16 protein-coding genes are annotated in these 16,013 nt (G+C 74.2%); 11 read left to right on the forward strand and 5 right to left on the reverse strand.

The genetic code is table 11. From position 1 onward, the window contains the following. Positions 1-45 precede the first annotated feature (45 nt). A complete protein-coding gene (locus tag BAY60_RS21230; protein ID WP_245992732.1) occupies positions 46-873 on the forward strand; it encodes a pentapeptide repeat-containing protein in 828 nt (275 codons plus the stop codon). Positions 874-956: 83 nt separating this feature from the next. Next, positions 957-1,757: an ArsR/SmtB family transcription factor gene (locus BAY60_RS21235; protein WP_112282816.1), complete on the forward strand. Its 801-nt coding sequence runs from the start codon at positions 957-959 to the stop codon at positions 1,755-1,757. Between the two features lie 20 nt (positions 1,758-1,777). Here BAY60_RS21235 and BAY60_RS21240 read toward each other — a convergent pair whose 3' ends face one another. Then, positions 1,778-3,022, reverse strand: a complete 1,245-nt coding sequence (locus BAY60_RS21240; RefSeq protein WP_112283504.1) for a Glu/Leu/Phe/Val dehydrogenase dimerization domain-containing protein — start codon at positions 3,020-3,022, stop codon at positions 1,778-1,780. Between the two features lie 261 nt (positions 3,023-3,283). Between BAY60_RS21240 and BAY60_RS21245 the strand changes: the two genes are divergently transcribed. The 3 genes from BAY60_RS21245 (at position 3,284) to BAY60_RS21255 (ending at position 6,108) form a co-directional block, all read left to right on the forward strand. Then, positions 3,284-4,216 carry a LysR family transcriptional regulator gene (locus tag BAY60_RS21245; protein WP_112282817.1) on the forward strand — a complete coding sequence of 311 codons (933 nt, stop codon included), beginning with the start codon at positions 3,284-3,286 and terminating at the stop codon, positions 4,214-4,216. Between the two features lie 174 nt (positions 4,217-4,390). Continuing rightward, complete coding sequence (locus BAY60_RS21250) at positions 4,391-5,185, forward strand: putative protein N(5)-glutamine methyltransferase (RefSeq protein WP_112282818.1); 795 nt, start codon at positions 4,391-4,393, stop codon at positions 5,183-5,185. 89 nt (positions 5,186-5,274) lie between these two features. Next, complete coding sequence (locus tag BAY60_RS21255) at positions 5,275-6,108, forward strand: EamA family transporter (RefSeq protein WP_112282819.1); 834 nt, start codon at positions 5,275-5,277, stop codon at positions 6,106-6,108. 32 nt (positions 6,109-6,140) lie between these two features. Here the strand turns inward: BAY60_RS21255 and BAY60_RS21260 are convergent, their stop codons facing one another. After that, positions 6,141-6,560 (reverse strand): hypothetical protein, encoded by a 420-nt coding sequence (locus tag BAY60_RS21260; protein ID WP_112283505.1) that lies wholly within the window; start codon positions 6,558-6,560, stop codon positions 6,141-6,143. 107 nt (positions 6,561-6,667) lie between these two features. On the opposite strand from BAY60_RS21260, the gene BAY60_RS21265 reads away from it, so the two are divergent. Then, entirely contained in the window at positions 6,668-8,191 is a 1,524-nt protein-coding gene (locus BAY60_RS21265; RefSeq protein WP_112282820.1) for a glycosyltransferase family 39 protein, read from the forward strand. Between the two features lie 40 nt (positions 8,192-8,231). Here BAY60_RS21265 and BAY60_RS21270 read toward each other — a convergent pair whose 3' ends face one another. Next, positions 8,232-8,426 carry a PspC domain-containing protein gene (locus BAY60_RS21270; RefSeq protein ID WP_112282821.1) on the reverse strand — a complete coding sequence of 65 codons (195 nt, stop codon included), beginning with the start codon at positions 8,424-8,426 and terminating at the stop codon, positions 8,232-8,234. After that, a complete protein-coding gene (locus BAY60_RS21275; RefSeq protein ID WP_112282822.1) occupies positions 8,423-9,016 on the reverse strand; it encodes a GNAT family N-acetyltransferase in 594 nt (197 codons plus the stop codon). Before BAY60_RS21275 ends, BAY60_RS21270 begins: the two co-directional genes overlap by 4 nt. 128 nt (positions 9,017-9,144) lie before the next feature. Between BAY60_RS21275 and BAY60_RS21280 the strand changes: the two genes are divergently transcribed. From BAY60_RS21280 to BAY60_RS21300, 5 genes are all read left to right on the forward strand, one after another. Then, a complete protein-coding gene (locus tag BAY60_RS21280) occupies positions 9,145-9,990 on the forward strand; it encodes an SAM-dependent methyltransferase (RefSeq protein ID WP_112282823.1) in 846 nt (281 codons plus the stop codon). Between the two features lie 157 nt (positions 9,991-10,147). Further along, positions 10,148-12,403 (forward strand): xanthine dehydrogenase family protein molybdopterin-binding subunit, encoded by a 2,256-nt coding sequence (locus BAY60_RS21285; RefSeq protein ID WP_112282824.1) that lies wholly within the window; start codon positions 10,148-10,150, stop codon positions 12,401-12,403. Positions 12,404-12,406: 3 nt separating this feature from the next. Further along, the gene (locus tag BAY60_RS21290; RefSeq protein WP_112282825.1) at positions 12,407-12,877 is read left to right on the forward strand and encodes a (2Fe-2S)-binding protein; all 471 of its coding nucleotides are present in this window, start codon (positions 12,407-12,409) and stop codon (positions 12,875-12,877) included. After that, a complete protein-coding gene (locus tag BAY60_RS21295; RefSeq protein WP_112282826.1) occupies positions 12,874-13,686 on the forward strand; it encodes an FAD binding domain-containing protein in 813 nt (270 codons plus the stop codon). The genes BAY60_RS21290 and BAY60_RS21295 overlap by 4 nt, the downstream gene beginning before the upstream one ends. A 119-nt stretch (positions 13,687-13,805) precedes the next feature. Continuing rightward, a complete protein-coding gene (locus BAY60_RS21300; protein ID WP_112282827.1) occupies positions 13,806-14,978 on the forward strand; it encodes a sulfotransferase family protein in 1,173 nt (390 codons plus the stop codon). 21 nt (positions 14,979-14,999) lie between these two features. On the opposite strand, the gene BAY60_RS21305 is transcribed toward BAY60_RS21300, so the two are convergent. Beyond that, positions 15,000-15,911, reverse strand: coding sequence for a PaaX family transcriptional regulator (locus BAY60_RS21305; RefSeq protein ID WP_112282828.1), 912 nt, complete (start codon positions 15,909-15,911; stop codon positions 15,000-15,002). Between the last annotated feature and the right edge of the window lie 102 nt (positions 15,912-16,013).

Here is a 16,013-nt window from a genome sequence, read left to right on the forward strand (position 1 = left end):
GGACGGTCGCGGAGAATGGGGGAGTTCCCGACGAAGGTGCCCTCCGTGTCAGCTGAGCAGGATCCGGCCGCGGCCGTGCGGTCGCGGCTGCGGGCCGACTGCGCGCGCTGCGCTGCCCTGTGCTGCGTCGCGCTGCCGTTCTCCGTCTCCGCGGACTTCCCGGTCGACAAGCCGGCGGGCGAGCCGTGCGGCAACCTGCTCGCCGACCACCGCTGCGGCATCCACGACCGGCTGCGCGAACGGGGATTCGCCGGCTGCACGGTGTTCGACTGCTTCGGCGCGGGCCAGCAGACCACCCAGGTCACCTTCGGCGGCCGCGGCTGGCGGGACGAGCCGGGCGCGGCCACCCGCATGTTCACCGTGTTCGGCGTCCAGCGGCAGCTGCACGAGCTGCTGTGGTACCTCGCCGAGGCGGTGCGGCGGCCGCAGGCTCGCCCTGTCCGCGAACGCCTGAACGGGGCGCTGACCGACGTCGAGCGGCTCACCCGGGGCAGTGCCGAGGAACTGGCGCGGCTGGATGTGGCGGCCGTGCGGGCCGACGTGAACACCCTGCTGCTGCGGGTCAGCGAGCTGGTGCGCGCGACCGTGCCCGGCCGCAGGCGCGAGCACCTGCGCGCCGACCTTGCCGGGGCCAGGCTGGCCGGAGCGCGGCTGCGGGGCGCGAACCTGCGCGGCGCCTGCCTGATCGCGGCGAACCTGCGGGGCGCCGATCTGCGTCTTGCCGACCTCATCGGTGCCGACCTGCGCGACGCCGACCTCGGCGGTGCGGATCTCACCGGCAGTCTCTTCGTGACCCAGGCCCAGGTCAACGCCGCTCGCGGTGACGCGGGCACCCGGATCCCGGCCGCCCTGACGCGGCCCGCGCACTGGTAGCGGAACGGCCGATCTTGACAGGCAGCCGTTTGGCTGCCTAAGCTGAAATGCAGCCAAACGGCTGCCTATCCGGGAAGGCGCACATGGACGAGGTGTTCAGGGCACTGGCCGATCCCAGCAGGCGCAGGCTCCTCGACAGTCTCAACGCCCGCAACGGGCAGAGCCTGCGCGAGCTGTGCGCGGGGCTGGACATGGCACGCCAGTCGGTGAGCAAGCACCTCGCCGTGCTGGAGGAGGTGCACCTCGTCACCACCGTGTGGCACGGCAGGCAGAAGCTGCACTACCTCAACGCCGCACCGATCAACGCCATCGCCGAACGCTGGATCCACCAGTACGACCGCGAGCGCGTGCGGGCGCTTGCCGACCTCAAGACAGCATTGGAGTCCGAACCGATGAGCCAGCCCGACTTCGTCTACACCACCTACATCCAGACCACGCCGGAACGGCTCTGGCAGGCACTGACCGACCCGGCGTTCACCCGCCGGTACTGGGGCCTGGCCTTCGAGACCGACTGGCGCCCCGGCTCGCCGATGGTGTGGGAGGAGGGCGGCGCCCGCATCGCCGACGCCGAGCAGGTGGTGCTGGAGGCACAGCCGCACCGGCGGCTCTCCTACACCTGGCACACCCCCACCGCCGAGTGGGCCACGCGCGCCGGGATCACCGACGACGTGCTCGCCACGCTGGCCGCCGAGCGCCGCTCGAAGGTGACCTTCGAGATCGAGCCGCTCGACGGCCAGGTCAAGCTGACCGTCGTGCACGACGGCTTCGAGCCGGACAGCACGATGCTGAGCATGGTCAGCCAGGGCTGGCCGCACCTGCTGTCCGCGCTGAAGACGTTGCTCGAGACGGGCGAGCCGCTGCCCGATCCCCAGCCGGCGGGCTGAGCCCGCCTCGCGGCCAGGGCTCAGGGGATGGCCAGCGCGGGCGCGTCCTGTCCGGGAGCCGGCGTCAGTGCCAGCCGGTTGGCGTCGGCGAGTTCCCACGCGGTCCGGCGCGGGGGCGCGCCGTCGAGCTGCCACTGCCCGAGCAGCAATGCCACCTTGGCCTGCATCTCGGTGCGCAGCCGGTGGAACGAGTCGGCCGGGTTGGCGCCGACCTGGCCCAGCAGCAGCCACCACGCCCAGGCGGCGGCGCCCGCGTTGGCCACGAAGTCGGGGATCACCGGTATCCCGCGTGCGGCGAGCATCGCCTCGGCCTCCGGCGTGGTCGCCGAGTTGGCCGCCTCCACGACCACCTTCGCCGCCACGTCCATCGAGTTGTCCGGCGTGAGCGCGTAGGAGATCGCGGCGGGCACGAGGATGTCGGCCTCGGTCGCGATGACCGCCGAGGAGGGCAGGCGCCGCACGTTCTCGGGCACGCGGGTGCGGTCGATCTCGCCGTAGGCGTCGCGCAGTTCGAGCAGTGCCGGGACGTCGAGCCCGTCCGGGTGATAGAGGGTGCCCGCCGCGTCGGCCACGGCCACCACGCGCATGCCTGCCTCGTGCAGGTACCAGGCCGCGCCGCCGCCCATGGTGCCGATGCCCTGGATGGCCACGGTCGTCTCCGGCACCGGCCAGGCCCACGTGCTCGCGGCGCCGAGGCAGGCCTGGGCCACGCCGTAGCCGCCGATCACGTCGCCGAGCAGCAGCCCGCCCGGCACCGGCGCGTCCAGCCCGGCCCGCACCCTCCGCAGCGTGCGCTGCGGGTCGGCCGAGCGGGTGATGGCGGCGTGGTAGGACTGCTCGAGGCCGAGGCGCGCGAACACGTCGTCGATGAGGTGCTGGGGCACGCCGAGGTCCTCGGCGGTCACCCAGTGGGCGTCCAGCCACGGGCGCATGGCCTGGCAGAAGCGTTCGAGCACGCCGACCGCGCGCGGGTCCTTCGGGTCGAAGTCGATGCCGCCCTTGGCGCCACCGACGGGCAGGTTGAACGTCGCGGTCTTCGCGGCCATGCCGCGCGCGAGGTCCTCCACCTCGGACTGGGTGCAGCCTGCCCGCATGCGCGTCCCGCCGGTCGCCAGCCCGGAGACCAACGTGTGCACGACGAGATAGCCGTGGGCGCCGGTGACCGGATCGGTCCACGTCAGTCGCAGCAACGGCTCGGCGTCGCGTACCGTCGCCGCGTTCGCCGCGGCCCGCGCCGGCACGGTCCGGCCGGACGGGTCGTGCATCGTGGTCACCTGGCCCACCTCCATCGCTTCCGATCGGGTCGTTCTCGAACCGGCCGCGGGCACGGCAGGACACCGCCGATGCCGGAAACGGCCGACGGTCTTTGCGTCGCTGCGGGATGCCCGGTGCGGGGTGCTCGGGGCCGGTACGTCCAGAGTGCGGCCTGTGATCACGCTGCGTCCAGTTAAGGATCATGCACGGTGACGTTCACGCTTCCTGCACAGCTGGAGGCGCGCCCGGAGAACACGGCCTAGTCTTGCGGCATGGAGCTGTCGTTGCATCGATTGCGGATGCTGCGGGAGTTGCATCGCAGGGGCACGGTCACCGCCGCCGCCGCGGCGCTGCACTACACGGCTTCCGCCGTGTCCCAGCAACTCGCGCAACTGGAGCGGGACGTCGGCGCGAAGTTGTTCGAGCGGCTGGGCAGGCGAGTGCAGCTCACCGATCTGGGCATGCTGCTCACCGAGCACGCCGAGGTGATTCTCGGCTCGGTCGAGCGGGCCACCATGGCGCTGGAGGAGGCGCAGGACGGCGTCGCCGCACGGTTGACCGCGGGAGTGTGGGCCTCCGTCGCCACGGGACTGCTGCCGCCCGCGCTGGCGGCGCTGGCGGCCGACCATCCGGGCATCGAGGTCCGAACCAAGGAGCTGGCCCCGGAGGAGACGGCGGGCGCGGTGCGCGACGGCTCCCTCGACTTCTCCTTCGTCATCGACTATTCGGACTATCCGATGCCGTGGGACCCGACACTGGCGCGCGTGGTGATCGCGGTGGAGCGCCTGCACGCGGCGGTGCCTGCGGGTTCGGTGCCCGCCAGCGCGGTGGAGCTGACGCAACTGGCCGACTACCGGTGGATCCTCGCCGGCCCGCGGTCCCATTTCGGCCGTGCCGTCCGGATCGCGTGCCAGCGGCACGGGTTCGAACCGAAGATCGACCACGAGGTGGGGGAGCAGGCCACGGCGCTGGCGATGGTCGCGGCCGGGCTCGGCGTCACCCTCGTGTCGGATCTCGGGCTGTCGCTGCGCCCGCCAGGGGTGGACATCGTCGCGCTCACCGAGCCGGTGATGCGCACCGTGTCCATCGCCCACCGCGCCTCGGCGGCCCGCAGGCCCTCGCTGCAACTGGTGATCGAGGCCGTGCGCGCCGCCGCCGCCGAGCAGGGCCTGGGTGCCAGCGGCGCGCTGCCCGTACCGGATTGAGTTCGTGAGCGCAGAGGCGAACCCCGGCGTGCGGTAGTCTCGGCGCGCACCAGCGGCGCGACCCCGGGAGGTGAAACCCGTGTCCGGCAGTGCAGGCAGGGTCCTCCCGCCGTGGCCGCCACACCGGACGGCCTGACGGCGGCGAGCGCCCGCGGCTCGTCCCGAAAGGCGCCCATGACCGCTTCACCGTCCGTGTTCCCCTCCCTGTCCGCCGTCGTGGCGACCCTGCGTGCCGCCGGATGCGTGTTCGCCGAGGACGAGGCGCGCCTGCTGCTCGCCGAGGCGCGGGAGCCCGCCGCGCTCGCCGAGCTGGTGGCGCGGCGCGCCGCCGGGACGCCGCTGGAACACGTCCTCGGCTGGACGGCCTTCCACGGGCTGCGCATCGTGACCGAGCCCGGCGTCTTCGTGCCGCGCAGGCGCACCGAGTTCCTCGTCGACGAGGCCGCGCGGCTCGCCCCGCCGGGCTCGGTCGTGGCCGACCTCTGCTGCGGCACGGGCGCGGTGGGCCTGGCACTGGCGACGGCGCTCGGCGCCACCCGGCTGCACGCCACCGACATCGAGCCCGCCGCCGTGCGCTGCGCCCGGCGCAACCTCGCGCGCGTCGGCGGCCACGTCCACGAGGGTGACCTCGACGCGCCCCTGCCCGCCGCGTTGCGCGGGCGGATCGGCGTGCTCACCGCCAACGTGCCCTACGTGCCGACGGCCGAGGTCGCCCTGCTGCCGCCGGAGGCGAGGGAGCACGAGCCGGCGATCGCCCTCGACGGGGGCGCCGACGGGCTCGCCGTCGTGCGCCGGGTGAGCGCCCTGGCGCCACGCTGGCTCGTTCCCGGGGGACGCCTGCTGGTCGAGACCAGCGAGCGGCAGGCGCCCGTCGCCGCCGAGACGTTCCGCGGCGACGGGCTGGAGCCGGCGGTGACGACGTCGGCGGAGCTGGGGGCCACCGTCGTCGTCGGCACCCTGCCCGCCTGAGCCCTCACGGTGGACGCCTTGCGCCGCTCGGTGCCGCCTGTTATGCATGAGTCATGCATGAGTGCCGCATCGCTCGGAGCCGGTGACGCGTGGGCGCGCTGCTCGCGCTCGCCTCGGCGGCCTGCTACGGGCTGTCCGACTTCGCGGGTGGCCTGCTGTCCCGGCACACGCACGCCACCCACGTGGCGCTGGCCGGGCAGGCAGGCGGCCTCGTGCTCGCGCTGGCGGCCACGCCGCTGGCGACGGCGGCGGCGGTGAGCCCGGCCGATGTCGGCTGGGGCTTGCTCTCCGGCGTCGGGACCGGCGTCGGGATGCTGCTGCTGTTCCGGGGGCTGAGCCGGGCGGCGATGAGCGTGGTGGTGCCGGTGAGCGCGGTCGGCGGGGTGGCGTTGCCGGTGCTGGCCGGGGTGGTCCTGCTGGGCGAGCGGCCCTCCCTGGCGGCCTGGGCCGGGATCGGCGTGGCGGTGCCCGCGCTGTGGCTGGTCTCGCGGCCCCGCGACGGTGGCTCCGGGCCCGTGGCGGCGGCCGGGGACGGTCTGCTCGCCGGCGCCGGGATCGCCCTGCAGTACCTGGCACTGGCGCAGGCGGGCCCCGCGTCCGGCCTCTGGCCGGTGGTCGCGGGCCGGGTGGCCGCGATCGGCACCCTGCTCGTGCCCGCACTGGCCGCCGCGCGCCGGCCGCGTCCGCCCGCGCGGGTCACGCTCGGCGCCGCCGCCACCGGCGCGGCCGCCGCGCTCGCGCTCGTCTGTTACCTGCTGGCCACGCGCCAGCAGCTCGTCGTCATCGCGGTGGTGCTGTCGTCGCTGTACCCGGCCATCCCGGTGCTGCTCGGCATCACCCTGCTCCGGGAGCGGCTGTCGTGGACGCAGACGGCGGGCCTCGGGGCGGCGGGCGCCGCGGTCGCCCTGCTGACGGCCGGGTAGCCGGCGCGCCGGCGTCCGGGCCCGCCACGGCCTCAGCGCGCGGCGAGATCGGCCTCGACGGCGGCGACGGCCTGCTCCGGGGTGACGTCACGGCCGAGCACCAGCCCGTCGCAGACGAGCGCCGTGGCGCCGGTGGCGGCGACGACCTGCCGGGCCGCGACGCGCCACGGCAGCCCGCGCCGGCGGGCGGCCCGCCACACCGCGGGCAGCAGCCACGCGGTGTTGCGCGGATCGGCCACCGTCAGCTCCACCTCGTCGTCGGCGAAGCGTTCCCGCAGCGCCCGGTACACCGCGCCGGTGCGCTCCATGTCGTCGCGGCAGTGCGCGTACGGGTCCTCGGCACCGGCCGCGCCCAGCACCCCGATCGCCTCGCCGTCGAGCCTGCCGCAGCAGCCCGATCCGCCCATCTGCTGATCCCACTGCCGGACCAGCACCACACTGTGCCGCGCCACGTCGCCCACCTCCCGTCGCCTTCCATTATCCGCCGGGTTGCGACCGTCGGCGGTGCCGCGGCGGCCCGGCCCGCGCTAGGCTCACCGCGCTGGGCTGGGGGTGGGGTATGGGAACGGTGGACGTGCGGCCCGCGCCACGGGACGGTGTGGCGCCGCTGCCGGGCTTCGCGTGGCGACCGGTCGGCCTCGTCGCGTTGGCGCAGCTCGCCGTGCTCACCGCGGTGTCCTGGCGGTACGGCTTCCACCGCGACGAGCTGTACTTCGTGGCGGCGGGTGAGCGGCCCGCGTGGGGCTACGTGGACCAGCCTCCGCTCGTGCCGATGCTGGCCAGGGCCGCCGGGGAGGTCCTCGGCGACAGCCCGGCCGCGCTGCGGGTGGTGCCGGGCCTGGTCGCGGCGGCGACGGTCGTGGTCGTCGCGCTCGTGGCCAGGGAGCTGGGCGGCGGCCGCGCCGCCCAGGTGCTGACGGCGGCGGCCACGGCGCTGTCGGCGTTCGTGCTCGTCACCGGGCACATGCTGTCCACCGCGACGCTCGACCTGCTGGTGTGGACGGTCGTCGGGTTGCTCGCGCTGCGGCTGCTGCGCACGGGCGACGGCCGCTGGTGGGTCGCCATCGGCCTGGCGGTCGGGGCAGGCCTGGCCGCGAAGTGGCTGGTGCTGCTGCTGGTGGCGGTGCTCGGGCTCGCGGTCCTGCTGGTGGGGCCGCGCAGCGTGCTGCGCAGCGGCTGGCTCGGCGCCGGTGTCGCGCTCGCCGCGGCGCTCGCCGCCCCGGTGGTGGTGTGGCAGGCGGCGCACGACTTCCCGCTGCTCACCGTCGCGGGCGGCATCAGCGAGGACGACGGCGCCGAGAACCGGATCCTGTTCGTGCCGCTGCAGCTGGCCTACCTGTCGCCGGTGCTGGCGCCGGTGTGGCTGGCTGGGCTCGTCCGGCTGTGGCGGCGGCCGGAGCTGCGGTGGGCGCGTGCCCTGGCGGTGAGCTACCCGCTGCTGTGCATCGCGCTGCTGGCGCTCGGCGGCAAGCCGTACTACTCGATCCCGCTGTTGCTGCTGCTCGTGGCGGCCGGGGCCGAACCGACGCTGCACTGGCTGCGGCGGGGCCCGGTCGCGTCGCGACGCTCGCTGGCCACCACGTCCGCGGTGGTGGGCGGCGTCCTGTCGGTGGTGGTGGCCCTGCCGGTGCTGCCGCCGGGCCTGCTGAACGGTCCCGTGCTCGCCATGAACAAGGAACAGGGCGAGCAGGTGGGGTGGCCGGAGTTCGCGGCGACGATCGCGCGGGCGTGGCGGCAGATCCCGCCGCCGGAGCGCGCCACCGCGGTGATCGTGACGAGCAACTACGGCCAGGCCGGCGCGATCGAGCGGTACGGTCCCGGCCTCGGGCTGCCCCAGCCCTACTCGGGGCACATGTCCTACGCGGACTGGGGCCCGCCGCCGGACACCCTGCGCGGCCCGGTGCTGCTGGTGGGGCCGGCAGGCGAGGACACCCCGGATGCCTTCACCGCCTGCCGGGTCGTGGCCTCCCACGACAACGGCCTCGGCGTCGACAACGACGAGCAGGGCACCCGCGTGCGCCTGTGCGCGGGCACCACCGCGCCGTGGTCCCGGCTGTGGCCGCGGCTGCACCACTTCTACTGACAAGCAGGGCCGGCCCGCCGCGGCTTGCGGCCAGTGGCGGTCAGCGGCCCTTCGGCATGACCAGCCACAGCACCAGGTAGGCCAGGACCTGCGGCCCGGGCAGCAGGCAGGACAGCACGAACAGCAGGCGCACCGTGTTGGGGTTCCAGCCGTAGCGCTCGGCCAGCCCGCCGCACACACCCGCGATCATGCGATTGCTGCGCGAGCGGGTGAGGCGATTCGTCGTCTGTGTCATGCCTCCACGATCCCGCGGCCCCCGCGGTCCCGCATCGGTGAGGTCCCTGACGCGGACCCGGAGATCAGCGCGGCCGGGTGCCGGGCGCCGGTTCCGCCGGTGGTGAGCCGCTTGGCGTAGCAGTGGTCCACGTACGGGCCCTCGGTGTACGGCTCGATCTCGGTGTAGCCGTGCCGCAGGTACAGGGCACGGGCCTCGACGAGGTCGGACCGGGTGTCCAGGCGCAGCGTGTGCACCCCCCGCGCGCGGGCCCGGGCCTCCAGCTCGCGCAGCAGCGCCGAGGCGATCCCGCGCCCGCGGGCGGCGTGGTGGACGAACACGCGGGTCAGCTCCCCGATGCCGCCCGGAATCAGCCGCAGCCCCGCGCAGCCGAGAACCGCGCCGTGTTCCCGCGCCAGGAGCAGCAGCCCGTCCGGAGGGACCAGGTCGTCGCTGGGCTCGTCCCGCAGCGCGGCGTCGACCTCCTCCGCGGTGGCCGGGCGACCGTGGTACCGCCCGGCGACGTCGCTGACGTAGTCGCGCAGCACGCGCCTCGCCTCGGGCGCCGACGGCGGGGTCTCGGCGATGGTCACGGCAGGGTGCCCGGTCATCGGTGGGCGCTCACCTCCGGTCGTGGTCCGCCGAGTCTGCCGGGGCGCCACGGCCCGGGGCGAGCCGTTTTTTCGCCTGCGGCTTCGCGGGACCGCTAGGGTGGCGGCGCCGAGGTGAGGAGGACGACGTGACCGACGCCCGGAGTTCCGACGACCGGCTGCGGGACAGCGTGGACAGGCCCAGCTCCGCCCGGGTCTACGACTACATCCTGGGCGGCACCCATCACTACGCCATCGACAGGGACTTCGCCGAGCGGCAGCTGGCGATCATGCCCGAGATGCGGCTGGCCATGCAGGCCAACCGGGCGTTCCTGGGCCGGGCGGTGCGCTACGCCGTGGACCAGGGCGTGCGGCAGTTCGTCGACATCGGCTCGGGACTGCCCACCGTCGGCAACGTGCACGAGGTGGCCGACGAGGCGGCGCCGGGGCAGTGCCGGGTGGTCTACGTCGACAACGAGCCGATCGCGCGGGCGCACGCCGAGATCCTGCTGGCCGACACCGCCGACCCGGACCGGCACCGGGCCCTGCTCGGCGACTTCTTCGACCATGCGCGCCTGTGGGACGAGATCGTCGCCACCGGCCTGATCGACCGCACCCGGCCCACCTGCCTGCTCGTGGTGGGCATCCTGCACTTCATGCCGCCCGAGCGGGATCCGGAGGCGTCGCTGGCGTTCTACCGCGAGCGGCTGGCGCCGGGCTCGCTGCTCGTGCTGTCCCACGGCTCCCGCCGCGCCGACGACGCGCAACAGCGTGAGGTGGAGCGCAACTACCAGCAGACCACCAACCGGATGCACCTGCGCACCGCGGAGGAGTTCCTGCCGTTCTTCGGGGACTGGACGCTGGCCGAGCCCGGCATCGTGCCCGCGGCGCGGTGGCGGCCCGACGCGGCCACGCGCTTCGCCGACGACCCGGACCGCGCGCCCGTGCTGGCCGGGGTGGCCCGCAAGGGCGGCGACGGCTCCGCGACGGCCTGAGGCTCAGTCCTGCCGGGTGCGGGCGCGTCGCCGTGGCCGGGCGGGCACCGGCGTCCGGGCCGGGATTCCTTCCGCAGGACGGAAGAACGGGGCGGGGGTGGCGACGTGCGCGGGGCGGACGAGGCATGATCGCGGGGTAGTCGGACCAGGAGGCCAGATGAGCATTGTCGGCACCCGCGTGGTCCGTGTCGAGGACGGCACGCTGATCACGAAGGGCGGCACCTACGTCGAGGACCTGCGGCACGAGGCGCTCACCGGCGCCGTGCACGCGACGTTCGTGCGCAGCCCCGTCGCGCACGCCCGCATCACGTCGATCGACACCTCGGAGGCCCTGCAGGCGCCCGGGGTCGTCGCGGTCTACACGGCCGCCGACATCGACCTCGCGCCGGGGCAGGCCGGGCCCGTCGCCCAGCCGTGGCTCGCCGACGGCGTCGTGCGCTACGTCGGCGAGCCGGTCGCGCTCGTGCTCACCGAGCAGCGTTACCAGCTCGCCGACGCCGCCGAGCTCGTCGACGTCGACTACGACCCGCTGGAGGCGGTCGCGAGCATCGACGCCGCGCTGGCCGACGAGACGCTGCTGTTTCCGGACCTCGGCAGCAACGTCGCGCAGGTCACCGGAGGCGAGTTCGACGAGCACGCGTTCGACGACTGCGAGGTCGTGGTCACCGAGACGATCGTCAACCAGCGCGTGGCACCCGCGCCGCTGGAGGTGCGCGGCGCCGCCCTCGCCTGGGGCGAGGACGACCGGCTGACGGTGTGGCTCTCCACCCAGAACCCGCAGCTGGCGCGCACGATCATCGCGCTGGGCCTCGGGGTCGGCGAGGAGCGGATCCGCATCGTGACCCCGGACGTCGGCGGCGGCTTCGGCGCCAAGATCGGCTCCGACCCGGAGCCGGTGGTGCTCGGGTGGGCGGCCAGGCGGGCGGGCAGGCCGGTGCGCTGGACGGAGACGCGCAGCGAGAACCTCACCGCGATGACCCACGGCCGCGCACAGCAGAACACGGTCACCATCGGCGGGCGCCGCGACGGCACCGTGCTGGCGTTCCGGCTCGAGGTGGTGCAGGACGCGGGCGCCTACCCGAGGACGCTGTTCCTGCCGACGCTGACCGAGCTGATGGCCTCCGGCGTCTACCACTTCCCGCGCGTGGAGACCAGCAGCAAGGGCGTGGTCACCAACACCACGCCGATCTCGGCCTACCGCGGTGCGGGCAGGCCCGAGGCGACCGCGGCGATCGAGCGCGCGATGGACCTGTTCGCCGCCGAGATCGGCCGCGACCCCGCCGAGGTGCGCAGGACCAACTTCATCCGGCCGGAGGAATTCCCGTACCAGACCCCCACGGGGGCCAGCTACGACACCGGCGAGTACGCCGCCGCCCTCGACCGCGTGCTGGAGGCGGGCGGTTACCACCAGCTGCGCGCGGAGCAGGCACGCAGGCGGGAGGCGGGCGAGCCGGTGGCGCTGGGCCTCGGGCTGGCGGCCTACGTCGAGATCACCGGCGGCGACGGCGGCGGCGAGAGCGGCCGGGTCGACGTCAACCCGGACGGCTCGCTCACCGCCTACACCGGCGCCTCGCCGCACGGCCAGGGCCTCGGCACCTCGCTGATGATGCTGCTGTCCGACCAGTTCGGCATTCCGCTGGAGCGCATCACCGTCCGCCACGGCGACACCGATGAGGTGCCCACCGGCGTCGGCACCTTCGGGTCCCGGTCGCTGCAGCTGGGCGGCTCCGCCGTGCGCCGGGCCGCCGAGACCGTGATCGAGCGGGCCCGCGCGCTGGCCGCCGAGATGCTGGAGGCCTCGCCCGACGACGTCGTGCTCGACACCGACCGGGGTGCCTGGCACGTGCGCGGCGCGCCGTCGAGCGCCACCGTCGGCTGGGCCGATGTGGCGGCCCGCGCCGGGGACGGCGAGTTGTCGGAGGACGTCTGGTACGACGAGGGCACGCCGACCTTCCCGTTCGGCGCGCACCTCGCGGTGGTGGAGGTGGACACGCTCACCGGCAAGGTCGTGCTGCGGCGCATCGTCGCTCTCGACGACGCCGGCCCGGTGGTGAACCCGCTGGCCTTCGAGGGTCAGCGGCACGGCGGGCTGGGCCAGGGCGCGGCTCAGGCGCTGCTGGAGGTGATGAGCTACGACAGCGACGGCAACCCCACCACGGCCACGCTCGCGGACTACTCGTTCATCAGCGCCACGGAGCTGCCCGACTTCGAACTGCTCCACATGGCCACGCCCACGACCCGCAACGCGCTCGGCGTCAAGGGCATCGGCGAGGCGGCGACCATCGGCTCCACCCCGGCCGTGCACAACGCCGTCGTGGACGCCCTGGCGCACCTGGGGGTGAGGCATCTGGACATGCCCGCCACACCGCTTCGGGTGTGGCAGGCGATCAACGACGCGAGGAAGGCGGACTGAGCGGTGCGGGTCACGATCGAGGTCAACGGGCGGACGGTGTCCGAGGAGGTCGAGGACCGGATGCTGCTCGTGCACTTCCTGCGCGAGCAGGCCGGAATGACCGCCACGAACATCGGCTGCGACACCACGTCGTGCGGCGCGTGCACGGTGCTGCTCGACGGCGAGTCGGTGAAGTCGTGCACGGTGCTGGCGGCGCAGGCCGACGGGCACGCGGTGACGACGCTGGAGGGGCTCACCGGCCCTGACGGCGACCTGCACCCCGTGCAGCGCGCGTTCCGCGAGCAGCACGGACTGCAGTGCGGCTTCTGCACGCCGGGGATGATCATGGCGTCGGTGTCGCTGCTGGCGCACAACCCCAAGCCCACGCGCGAGGAGGTGCGCACGGGGCTCGAGGGCAACCTGTGCCGCTGCACCGGCTACCACAACATCGTCAACGCGGTGGTCGACGCGTCCGGGCAGGAGGTCGCCCAGTGATCCCGGCACAGTTCCGTTACCAGCGCGCGAACACCGTCGAGGAGGCGCTCGCCGCGCTCGCCGAGCACGGCGACGAGGCCAAGCCGCTCGCGGGCGGCCACTCCCTGCTCCCGCTGATGAAGCTGCGGCTGGCCGCACCCGAGGTGCTGGTGGACCTCGCGCCGCTGGACGAGCTGCGGTTCGTGCGGCTCGACGGCGACACCGTGCGCATCGGCGCGCTGACCCGCCACCACGACCTGCACGGCGACGGCGTGCTGCGCGAGCATGCGCCGCTGCTGGCCCACGTCGCCGGCGAGGTGGGCGACCAGCAGGTGCGCCACCGCGGCACGATCGGCGGCTCGCTGGTGCACGCCGACCCGGCCGCCGACCTGGCCGCGGCGCTGCTGGCCTGCGACGGGACCCTGGTGGCCCGCGGACCGCGGGGCGAGCGGGAGATCCCCGCCACGGAGTTCTTCCTCGGCCCGTTCACCACCCCGCTGGAGCCGGACGAGCTGCTCACCGAGGTCCGGCTGCCTCGCCAGACCGGCCGTGGCTGGGCGTTCGAGAAGTTCACCCGGCGCGCCATCGACTGGGCGATCGTGGGCGTGGCCGTGTGCGGGCAGTCCGTGGGGCTGGTCAACATGGCGGGCACGCCGCTGCGGGCGAGCGCGACCGAGCGGGCGCTGGCCTCCGGCGCGCCGATCGCCGAGGCCGCCGAGCTGGCCGCCGAGGGCACCAGCCCGGTCGACGAGCCGCACGCCACCGCGGAGTACCGCCGCCACCTGGCCCGCGTCCTCACCGCCCGCGCCCTGGAGGCCGCGGCCGCCTGACCGGTGGTGCCCAGAGCTCCCCAATGCCACATTTGTTCCACTGGATGGAGCGAATGCCGCATTGGGGAGCCGGGTGGGCTCGCGGAGGGGTCGCCGGCATCTACTACGATCCCTTGCCCATGGCCTCCCCTTCCCACCGCGTGTACCTCCACATCGGTCTGCCGAAGACCGGCACGACCTCGCTGCAGGCCCTGATGTGGCACCACCGTGAGGCGATGGCCGCCGACGGCGTGCTCTATCCGGGTGCGGAGAGAGGCGAGCAGCACCGCGCGATCATCGACGTGCACAACACGCGGTACAAGGCGTGGAACGAGGAGCGCGTGCCGGGCGCGTTCGAGCGCGTCGTCGCGGAGCTCGAGAACACCGACAAGCCCGCGTCGGTCTTCTCCACGGAGCTGATGGCCCCCGCCAGCCCGGAGGAGGCACAGCAGGTGCTCTCCGCGCTGTCGTTCGCCGAGGTGCACGTGGTGTGCACCGTGCGCGACTTCGCCCGGCAGGTGCCCTCGGTGTGGCAGGAGAACGTCAAGACCCGGCACAGGACCACCTACGACGCCTTCCTCGGCGCCCTGCGCTCCGGCGAGCTCAACGGCATCACCCGGCCGTTCTGGGACTTCCAGGACCTGCCGAGGGTGCTGCGCACCTGGGGCGGCACCCTGCCGCCGGAGCGGGTCCACGTCGTGACGGTCCCGCCGCGCGGTGCGTCGTCGCGGCTGCTGTGGGAGCGCTTCGCTCCGGTGGTCGGCCTGGACCCGGAGAACTACTCCACCGAGGTGCCGCAGGAGAACTTCTCCCTCGGCATGGTCGAGACGGAGCTGCTGCGCAGGATCAACGTCGCGCTGGACAAGGACTTCCCGTGGATGCGCTACGCCACCACGGTCAAGGACACCTTCGCCGCCAAGATCCTGTCGCGCCTGCCCGATCCGTCGCCGATCCGGGTGCCCGCCGAGGACTACCCCTGGATCTGCGAGACCGCGCAGCGGTTCATCGACGACATCCGCGACCGTGGCTACCACGTCGTCGGCGACCTGGACGACCTCATGCCCGCGCCGCCGCGCGAGGGTGAGCCGGAGCCGTCCACCATGCCCGCCGACTCGGAACTGCTCGCCGTCGCGGTCAAGGCGCTCGCCCGCTACCTGCAGTTCAGGGCCGCACCCCGCGCCGCACCGCCGTCGGCGGTCCCGGCGCCCGTGCGCAGGCTCTCGCACACGCTGCGCGGGCTGTCCGAGCAGTACCCGCAGCTGATGACGGCCCGCCGGATCTACTCGAAGGCGAAGTCGCAGCTGCGCCGCTGACCACTCCCGGCTGGGCGACGCTCAGGGAGCGGTCCGCGTTGCCGGGCGCCCGTCCTCGGCGTCCGGCAGCGTGTCGAGCACGTCCGCGGCGATCGCGCGGGCCGAGGGTTCCAGCTCGGCGTTGAGCGTGCGGAACACATGCTGGGCGCGTTCGGCGGGCCAGTCGGCGGGTAGGTGCTCGCGGGGCAGGCGCGGGTCGCCTCGGATGGCCTGCAACCACTCGGTCTGCAGCAGCAGGTGCCGCGCCAGCGGGTCACCGGACTGCGTGGCGCGCTCCGGCGTCTCCCACCGGGCGAGGAACCGCCGGTAGCGCCCGGCCTGGCTGTCGAGGTCCCACGCGTCGCGCACCAGCTCGGCCACGTCGGTGGGCGGCAGCGCCCTGGCCTGGAACACCTTGATGTGCTCGTCGGCTTCCAGCCCCTCGAGCAGGGGCTCCACGTCGACGGTCGACGGCGCGATCCACAGCCCGCTCTGCAGGCTGCCGAACCCGGCCCACAGCAGGCGCGAGCGCAGGACATGCCGCTGCCGCTGCCACGACTCGGGCATCGAGAAGCCGAGCAGCGTCCACGTGCCGTCCCCGTGGGCGTTGACCGCACCGAGCCGCCAGACGCGGGTCTCGCCGTCCTGCAGGATCGCGGTGGAGCGCTCGGTGAGGCCCACGTAGACGCTGCGGCCCCGGCGCGTGCGGGTCAGCAGGCCGCGCCGCGCCATCCGGCTCAGCGTCGAGCGGGTCGCGTGCTCGGACACCCCGGCTCTGCTCAGCACGTCGAGCACGCTGGCGGTGGCGACGTGCACGCCGCGGCCGAGCACGTACGAGCCGAAGAAGGTGAGCAGCAGCGCCTGGGGACGCGGCGCCTCCGGGAGCTCGGAGAACTCCGCGGGCTCCGCGTCGGCCCCGCCCAGGGGGGCCAGCTCGGCGAGATCATCGGTCACGACGCCATCGTAAGCGCTTCGATATTGGGCAAGCCATTGACTGCCGTAGCGATAGTGCTTAACTTTCTGACGTCCCCAGCGGCCAGCAACGAGGCAGGGTTC

It is taken from the genome of Prauserella muralis (assembly GCF_003202285.1).
GTDB lineage: Bacteria > Actinomycetota > Actinomycetes > Mycobacteriales > Pseudonocardiaceae > Prauserella_B > Prauserella_B muralis.